Annotated in this window: 7 protein-coding genes and 1 pseudogene; 3 read left to right on the top strand and 5 right to left on the bottom strand. The window is 66.1% G+C overall.

Annotated elements, in window-relative coordinates:
* Both AOQ53_RS36105 and AOQ53_RS36100 read right to left on the bottom strand, forming a co-directional pair.
* Window positions 1-224, bottom strand: a pseudogene (locus tag AOQ53_RS36105) (transposase); the annotation flags it as partial.
* Between the two features lie 66 nt (window positions 225-290).
* A complete protein-coding gene (locus AOQ53_RS36100) occupies window positions 291-938 on the bottom strand; it encodes an ATP-binding protein (protein WP_059423892.1) in 648 nt (215 codons plus the stop codon).
* A 214-nt stretch (window positions 939-1152) separates the two neighbouring features.
* Between AOQ53_RS36100 and AOQ53_RS36095 the strand changes: the two genes are divergently transcribed.
* From AOQ53_RS36095 to AOQ53_RS42295, 3 genes are read left to right on the top strand one after another with little or no spacing between them, the layout of a single operon-like run.
* A complete protein-coding gene (locus AOQ53_RS36095; RefSeq protein WP_059423891.1) occupies window positions 1153-2001 on the top strand; it encodes a helix-turn-helix domain-containing protein in 849 nt (282 codons plus the stop codon).
* Window positions 1998-2258, top strand: coding sequence for a DUF397 domain-containing protein (locus tag AOQ53_RS36090; RefSeq protein ID WP_063889050.1), 261 nt, complete (start codon window positions 1998-2000; stop codon window positions 2256-2258). The genes AOQ53_RS36095 and AOQ53_RS36090 overlap by 4 nt, the downstream gene beginning before the upstream one ends.
* A 47-nt stretch (window positions 2259-2305) precedes the next feature.
* Window positions 2306-2815 carry a frataxin family protein gene (locus AOQ53_RS42295; protein WP_078945669.1) on the top strand — a complete coding sequence of 170 codons (510 nt, stop codon included), beginning with the start codon at window positions 2306-2308 and terminating at the stop codon, window positions 2813-2815.
* 129 nt (window positions 2816-2944) lie between these two features.
* Here AOQ53_RS42295 and AOQ53_RS36085 read toward each other — a convergent pair whose 3' ends face one another.
* The 3 genes from AOQ53_RS36085 to AOQ53_RS36075 all read right to left on the bottom strand — a co-directional run bounded on the left by AOQ53_RS36085 (window position 2945) and on the right by AOQ53_RS36075 (window position 4690).
* Window positions 2945-3400: a hypothetical protein gene (locus AOQ53_RS36085; protein WP_059423890.1), complete on the bottom strand. Its 456-nt coding sequence runs from the start codon at window positions 3398-3400 to the stop codon at window positions 2945-2947.
* Between the two features lie 119 nt (window positions 3401-3519).
* Entirely contained in the window at window positions 3520-4026 is a 507-nt protein-coding gene (locus AOQ53_RS36080) for a DUF6624 domain-containing protein (protein ID WP_059423888.1), read from the bottom strand.
* A gap of 190 nt (window positions 4027-4216) precedes the next feature.
* The gene (locus tag AOQ53_RS36075) at window positions 4217-4690 is read right to left on the bottom strand and encodes a hypothetical protein (protein WP_059423886.1); all 474 of its coding nucleotides are present in this window, start codon (window positions 4688-4690) and stop codon (window positions 4217-4219) included.
* Between the last annotated feature and the right edge of the window lie 51 nt (window positions 4691-4741).

Genomic DNA, 4741 nt, shown 5'->3' with positions numbered 1-4741 from the left:
GTGGAGCCTTGCCCAGACGCGAGCCCGGCTCCACTGAGCGAACCGTCGGTAGACCGTCTGCCAGCTCGAACCGAACTCTGGTGGGAGTTGCCGCCAGGTGCAGCCCGAAGTGGCCACGAAGATGATCGCGGTCAGGGCCTCGGGGTCACCGGCCCGCCGCTGGCCCCCGCCCTGCGGACGTATCACCGCCATTGCGGCACCACCCGCCGAAACAGCACCCACAACTCGTCCGGTCAACCAGATCCGTCATGCACGGCTCAACGAACGATCACGCCATAGGAAGCGATGCCTTATGCCCCTTCGCACAGGGCATCACACTCGGCCTCGAAACGCATCTGTGCTCGGTCGAGTGTGTCGTCCGCGTCGCGGCCGTGGGCTTGGAGCCAGTGGAGGAAGTCGGTGATCGCCGCGATCACCGTCTCCTCCGCAACGGCCGAAGTCACCCTGCCCGCACCCGTTCTGCACGGCATCGGCATAGCTGCGGCGTAGAGGCTGAGCAGGGCCTCGGCCCGCATCACGCTGGGAGCTTCCACGTGGCCGTCGGGTGCGGTGAGTTTTGTGGCCAGCTCGCACCACGTGACCTTCCGATCCGGGCGCAGCAACACACCCCAGCGATCGGCAACGGCGTCCACGAGCGCCATGCCCCTTCCCTCCGAGGAATCTGTGCTCGGGTCCCGGAGGACGGGTAGGGCGCGCGTGTCGGGATCATGCACCTCGATACGCAGGTGCGTGCCCCGCACGGAAACAGCCAACGTCGCGGGGGTGCCGAGGCCGACGTGCGTGATGACGTTGGACACCAGCTCACTGACGCAGAGTTGGGCCTCGTCGGTAATGTCCTGCAACCCCCAGATGCCCAGGTGCAGTCGCATGATCCGGCGCAGGGCAGCCACCTCCACGGGTTCGGCCGTGAAGGCAAGCTCCCACGGCTTGCGCGACATGCACGCTTCCTGACTCACGCAGACCCCTCTCGTCGCGGTCGACACCGCCAGCAGCGCAGCGTCACCAACGCTTACTTTGAGTTGTGCTGCCCACCACTGTGCTGGCAGCGCATCCCGTCGTGCAATGTGCACGGCGGGATTCCCACTTCCGAGTGATTGGCAAGCACACCTCTTGGCGCGAGACTGAACGCCCGCTACTGGAAAGAGGGTTGGGATGGCCGGTTCACCCACGGCACGCCGACGGCGCCTCTCGATCGAGCTGAAGAAGCTCCGCGAGAGGAGCACACTCACCTGCGCCCAGGTCGGCGCGGCCCTGGACTGGAGCGGCTCCAAGGTCAACCGGATGGAGACGGGCAGCGGGCGTATCCAGCCGTCGGACATCGACGCCCTGTGCCGCTTCTACGGCACGAGCGACGAACTGCGCGATTTCCTCAAGTCGCTGGCCCGGCAGGCGAAAGTGCGCGGTTGGTGGCAGGTCCACGGCGCCGGCGTCCCCGAATGGTTCAACATCTACATCGGCCTCGAGCAGGACGCTTCGACCTTCCGCCAATACCAGTGCGAGGTCGTACCGGGCCTCATGCAGACCGAGGTGTACGCGTCCGAGCTCCACAAGTCCGGCGCGCACATGTCGGCCGAGGACATCACCAAAGCGGTGCGGGTGCGCATGGAACGCCAGGCCATGCTGAGGCGGCCGGATGCTCCCGACGCCTGGTTCATCGTGAACGAGGGCGCCTTGCGCCACGTCATCGGGGACCACGCTTTGATGCGGGAGCAGATGGAACGTGTGCTGGAGACGGCCGAACTGCCGACCGTGACCTTGCAGGTCCTGCCCTTCGACTCAGGGACTTATCCGGCCACCGGTTCGTTCACCATGCTGGGTTTCCCGGCCCCGGAGGATCCGGACCTCGTGTACCGAGACGGCATCACCGATGCCATGTACTTGGAGGGCGAGCATCATGTCCGTGAGTACACGAGGGCGTTCGACGGCCTCCGGGCCGCGGCCTTGAGTCCTCAACGCTCGACCCTGTTGATCGAGTCAATCTTGAAGGATTACGCAAGGTGACAATAGAAGCTTCCGGCGGAAGCGGCCGTCCGGTGTGGTTCACGTCGTCCTACAGCAACGGTGCCGGAGGCGAGTGCGTCGAATGCGCGCTCACCGCCGACGGCGCTCTCGTCCGCGACTCGAAGACCCCCGAGGCGCGTCTGATCGCGGTGGGAAATGACGCTTGGCACTCCTTCATCCAGACGGTGAAGCACGGCGGGGCGGCGCGCTACGGTCCCGCCCATGGTGCTCTCGGTCTCCACCAATCAGGCTATTGATCTGCGGGAGCAGCCGGTGGACTCAATCGATGACGTGCGAGGTGCCCTTGAGCAGGCTGCTGGATGCTTTCGAGACCGTGGTTTCTCCAAGTTACCGCGTCTTTGGGCTGGTTGACGCAGGTGTCGATACGCATGCACCACATGCGGATCGCGCGAATTGGCTTCTCTCAGCCCCCGGCATGGTCTATCTACAGGTGCCACCCCAAGTGATCCGGGCGTCTGTGCGGTTGGAGAGCTGGTCAACCGTCCCTCCGGCAAGCGACGCCCAATGGTCCGGTGCGGAGGACGTGGAGGTGGAGCTTCCCGGTGGCGACCTCGCGTTGGAAACCATCGACGGGGGGCAGAGAGAAGTCCCCTTGATCCTGCCCTCGTCCGGGTTGTACCGGATGCGATGGCAGTGGATATTCAATCGCACAGGCGGGCCTTTCACCTCTCCGTTGGCGGGATGCCGGGAACCCTTGCCCATGCCGTCGGGGCACGAAGAGAAACTGAATGGCGCCGATCAATATTGCCTGGTCCAGATCTGGCGCACAGCCGCCAATGAAGAGACTGAGTGAAATGTTGTCCACCGAGACCAATGCCATGGCCGCTCGACGACATCGCCTTCGGCTAGTGATGAACCAGGGCGGCGCCGCTGGTTGAGGCAGTGCGCAAGTCGCTGGCTAAACAGCCGGGTTCGGATGCCCTCACCCGGGCGGTTCGATGCCCGCCGCATCCGGTGGGGTCGGTATGACACCCGGGAGTGGGGTCATCACCCAATGCTCTTTCTCCCAGGTGATGGTCTCGGTGACGCGGACGGGGCGGTGCTTGGTACCTGCGGTGCCGGTTATGTCCACTTTCCATACGCCCGTGAAGTCAGATGCGCGCATCCACCGGACGTCCCAGTCCTGTCCGCCGTACGCCTTGATCCGGGCGCGGGCGTCCTTGGAGCCCTGGGGATGGGCGTCGAGCAGCCCGGCCAGTCCGTCCTCGTCCGATGTGTTGAGGAACCGTACGTAGTCGTGCAGGAAACGGTCCTGGTCCGCCAGGTCGGGTTTCGCGGACGCGGAGTCGTCCCCGCCGCCGCAGGCGGTGAGCAGTACCGCGCAGAGCACCGCGATGAGCAGCCCGAGGCGACGCCGCCATGAGCGGTGTGCGCTCACGTCAGGCGCGGAAGGCGTCATACGTCGCGCGCGGGTACTGCGCCTCAAGGCTTTTCACCGACTTCCGGTAGGTGTTGGTCGAATGGTGGGTGAGGCAGGGCACGAGCGAGCGACCGGCGTCAGGACGTTGAGAACTTGGCAACGTACTCGTCGAAGGGCTCGATGCCGACCTCCGCGCGGAGTTCGTCCATGCGCTCGGGTTCTTCGCAGGGCCACGGGACCGGTGCCCCGTCCTTCACGCCGACGATCTGTGTGCCGTAGAGCTGTTTGCGGCCCTCGTTGACCAGCGTGCGGTCGCGGAGGAAGGCCAGGTCGCGGGGGCTGGCCGAGCCTGCCGACACCGCCTGCCGCATGAGGTGGAGCGCGCGGCGCTGGACGTCGAGCTGCCGGTCGGCGTGCTGGGCGATCAGCCACGCCGCGCGGGCCGCCTCCTCGCCGACCAGGTCCGCCGTCGGCCAGCCGTACTCGTCCATGATCTCGCTGAGCCGGTCACCATGCCGTGCGGTCAGCCGGCGCCACGCCAGCTGTTCGGCGGGGTCATCGCTGTTCGCGTGTGCGGAGGACCGGTGATCGGCCTCAGCCATGGCCGTGAGTTCCTCCGCCAGCGCGGCAACGTCGTGCGCCACTCTCAACTCCCTTGTCGAATCACGTGCGTTGTGCCCTTCGTCGCCTGCAACCCTATGGGCACATATCGGGTGTAAAGATCGTTCCGAAGAACGGTGACAGGCGCCTTCGCGGACGGCGATAATGGATCTAGCCCCGGAGTCAGAGCCACATCGCTGCGACGGTCACGGCGCCCTGGAGGGCCCTGTCGAACTATTTCCCGTCGTCGGGAAGGTTTCCGTTGCCGCCCAGGTTGGCGACGATCCGGCGCAGGACGTTGATCGTCACTACGAAGTCGGCGGGCTCGATGCCCTCGTGGGTCTGCTCGTGGACGCGGAGGTTGCGTTCCCGGGCGCGGAGGCGGCCGGCCTCGCCCTCCTCGGTCAGGGTCATGGCGCCCGTCGCGTCCTCGGTGAGCCAGCCCCGGGCGATCAGGTCGTCGTAGACCTCGTCGAAGTCGGTGTTCAGGTCGTCGTAGGGGGTCAGGCGGTCGGTCAGGGTCGCGCGGGTCCATGAGCCGGGGGCGCCGGAGGCGTGGTTGAGGGTCCACCAGTGGGGCTGAGTGAGGCCCTCCACCGCCAGTTGGGCCCGGAGCGCTCCCACCACCAGGCGGTAGGCCTGGCCCGTCCATGCGCCGATCGGCTGGGCGGCCAGCTCGTCGTGCGTGTACTCCTTGAGGTCCTTCATGTGCGTGCTCACGCGTACCCCTCCCGTGGTTGCCTGGACACGATCAACGTA

The organism is Streptomyces azureus, assembly GCF_001270025.1.
GTDB lineage: Bacteria > Actinomycetota > Actinomycetes > Streptomycetales > Streptomycetaceae > Streptomyces > Streptomyces azureus.
The sequence above is the reverse complement of the archived record's forward strand: the minus strand, read 5'-3'. Positions and strand labels throughout refer to the sequence as shown.